Here is a 1,355-nt window from a genome sequence, read left to right as displayed (position 1 = left end):
GGAACGCCTGTACGGCGTGCGTTGCACACTGCTGAGCGACCCGCTGAGCGGTACCCCGGTGATTGCCGGGGTGAGCCGGCTGTAAAGCGCCAGGCCGGGCAATCCGGTCCGGACGCTGCACTCTGAAAACCCTGTAAGCCATAAGCGATTCGTCATTCCGGTTATTGCTTACACGGACAAATTCCCCTGACCAATCAGTCATTTATTCGCAATATTCGTTGCCTGCGCCAACCGGACGGAGCAGGCCGTCTTTGAGCCTCCAACGAGCTTGAACTATGGTCCAAGCAACTCCGTTTGGAAGGGACTCGAGCGATGAAGTGCGTCATGAGAAGCGCCGTACTGACCCTCTTCTTCTTCTCCGCACCGGCATTCTCGGCCGGCGAGTTGCAAGGTCAACTGAACATCCAGATCACCATCGGCAGTGGCTGTACGGTCACCAACGGCAGTGCCAGTGGCAGCGGCAACACCTTCGGCTCGCTGTCATTCGGTGACTACAACGACCTCAACAACCTGATCGACGGACGCTCCCTCGGCAACTCCGGCGGCAGCTCGTTCGGCCTGCAGTGCACGCAGAACACGCCCTACACCATTGCGCTGAACGCCGGGCAGAACGCCACCGGCGGACAGCGACGCATGAACAGCGGCGGCGTCCTCATCGACTACAACCTCTATCAGGATGCCGGTCGCACGCAGTCCTGGGGCGATGGCGGCGCCACCGGCAACGTGCTTTCCGGCACCGGTACCGGCAATGACGAAGAAGTGGTCGTCTACGGCCGCGTACCGGCGCAGACCACGCCCGTCGCCGGCACCTACACCGACACCGTGCAGGTGACCATCGCCTGGTAATCCCTCACGGCCCGTGCAAGAGGACGTCACGCCTACCAAGGAAGAATCGCCATGCACCGCCTGATCGCCCTGCTACTCCTGCTGACCCCGGGCGTTCTGCCTGCGGTCGACAAGACCGCCACGGTCGGCCTCAGCGTGGAGGTACTGCCGGCCTGCCAGGCAGGCGGCGACAGCGGTTCCGGGGTCAGCTTCGGCACCCTGGATTTCGGTACCCACCTCAGGCTCGACAACCTCATCGAGCGCGTGGGCCAGCCCGGAGCAGGCGCCCTGCGCATCAACTGCCAGCAGAACATTCCCTATCGCGTGCTGATCAACGCCGGCCACAGCGGCACCACCAGCAACCGCCAGATGGCGGGGCCTGGCGCCGACGTGGTGAGCTACAACCTCTACACCAGCGCCGACCACGCCACGGTCTGGGACGATACGACCGGCGTCAGCGCCATGGGCAACGGCCAGGACCAGTGGCTGCCGGTCTATGCCCGGGTACCGGCCCAGGGCGCGTCGCTGCC

At 64.1% G+C, this 1,355-nt stretch carries 2 protein-coding genes; both read left to right on the top strand.

The genetic code is table 11. The features are described 5' to 3' along the window. Nucleotides 1–324 precede the first annotated feature (324 nt). Nucleotides 325–846, top strand: a complete 522-nt coding sequence (locus J0A65_RS23525) for a Csu type fimbrial protein (protein WP_051800525.1) — start codon at nucleotides 325–327, stop codon at nucleotides 844–846. Nucleotides 847–897: 51 nt separating this feature from the next. Beyond that, the coding region (locus J0A65_RS23520) for a Csu type fimbrial protein (RefSeq protein ID WP_206596710.1) at nucleotides 898–1,355 on the top strand (458 nt) is incomplete at its 3' end.

Origin of the sequence: Bowmanella yangjiangensis (genome assembly GCF_017255015.1) — a bacterium.
Taxonomy (GTDB): Bacteria; Pseudomonadota; Gammaproteobacteria; order Enterobacterales; family Alteromonadaceae; genus Bowmanella; species Bowmanella yangjiangensis.
The sequence above is the reverse complement of the archived record's forward strand: the minus strand, read 5'-3'. Positions and strand labels throughout refer to the sequence as shown.